Source organism: Streptomyces sp. NPDC006733, from assembly GCF_040636125.1.
GTDB lineage: Bacteria > Actinomycetota > Actinomycetes > Streptomycetales > Streptomycetaceae > Actinacidiphila.
In genome coordinates this window covers 1-1,161 of the sequence record NZ_JBEYJD010000125.1, presented here as the reverse complement: position 1 = coordinate 1,161, position 1,161 = coordinate 1, and the positions used below count along the sequence as shown (strand labels likewise).

Genomic DNA, 1,161 nt, shown 5'->3' with positions numbered 1-1,161 from the left:
TACTGACCTTCCAAGCGTAAAGTCGTCATGGCGGGATCGTGGCTGGTCGGAGGCGGGTGCCGGTGAGGCATCCGTCGATGATGTCGCTGCGGTACTGGATTTCGCGTAGGCCGCGGCGGACTGTGCGGATCAGGTGCGCGGGGTCGGTGAAGGCGGTATTCGCCAGCCGACCGCCTCGTAGTGCGGACCAGATGCCTTCGACAGGGTTGAGGTCGGGTGCGTACGCGGGCAGTTGGAAGACGGTCAGCCAGTCCTGTTCGGCGATGAAAGCGCGCATGCCGGACGTCAGATGCGTGTTCAGATTGTCCCAGACGACCACCAGGGGTCCGCCGAGTTGCTGGTGAGCCGCTTGCAGGAGGTCGCGGTAGTCGGTCCAGGCGAAACTCTTGCGGCCGTCGCGGCGGGTATCGGGCCGCGGCCGGTAGATCAGCCGGGACCGCTCTCCGGCTTTGTAGCAGGCCAGGGCGGCGATCGACAGGCGCCGGCGGGACCGGCCGCGGACCGTGATGACGGGTGTGTGGCCGCGCCGGGACCACGTGCGGGCGGTCGGCGGCGTCATCGTGAACCCGGCCTCGTCTTCGAACACCAGCCATGCCCCGAGCGCCGCCGCTACCGTTCCACCTGCGGCCACGTGTCCTTTACCCAACCCACGACCGTCGTCTCGTCCCGTTCCATCGCCCGCCGAGCCGGCACCTGGCACGACCAGCCGTGCCGCTTGAGCAGCACCGCGACCCCCTGGATCGAGTAGCTCTTGTGGAACCGGCGCCCGATCAGGGTCTTGATACGCGACAGCGTCCACTTCTGATCCGGCCAGCCATGGGCGACCGGACCCTTGTCCAACTCCCGCTCGAGCACCGCGAACAGCTCATCACTCAGCAGCGGCAACGACGCCGGCCCCTTCGAGGCCAAAGCCCCAAGGCCACCGTCGGACCACGCCCGCCGCCACCGCTGGACCGACCGCACATGCACCCTCAACCGCCGGGCGATCTCCGCACTGTCCTCACCGTGAGCAAAGCCCTCGGCCGCCTCCGCACGCAACCGCTCCCGGAACACCCTCCGCTCAGCGGTCAACCCACCACCTTGCGCATACCTCATGAAAACGGCATACCGCGAGGATCAAGACCTGTCACCACCACCGACATCACAAGTAGAAGGTCAGTA

Annotated in this window: 2 protein-coding genes; both read right to left on the bottom strand. The window is 67.2% G+C overall.

The genetic code is table 11. From position 1 onward, the window contains the following. Positions 1 to 25: 25 nt before the first annotated feature. The gene (locus tag ABZ721_RS40940) at positions 26 to 586 is read right to left on the bottom strand and encodes a transposase (RefSeq protein WP_358793926.1); all 561 of its coding nucleotides are present in this window, start codon (positions 584 to 586) and stop codon (positions 26 to 28) included. A 23-nt stretch (positions 587 to 609) separates the two neighbouring features. After that, the gene (locus tag ABZ721_RS40935; protein ID WP_358793925.1) at positions 610 to 1,095 is read right to left on the bottom strand and encodes a winged helix-turn-helix domain-containing protein; all 486 of its coding nucleotides are present in this window, start codon (positions 1,093 to 1,095) and stop codon (positions 610 to 612) included. Between the last annotated feature and the right edge of the window lie 66 nt (positions 1,096 to 1,161).

Coding starts and splice junctions, on each gene's coding strand:
- ABZ721_RS40935 (WP_358793925.1), bottom strand. CDS start 1,095: ATGAGGTATGCGCAAGGTGGTGGGTTGACCGCTGAGCGGAGGGTGTTC.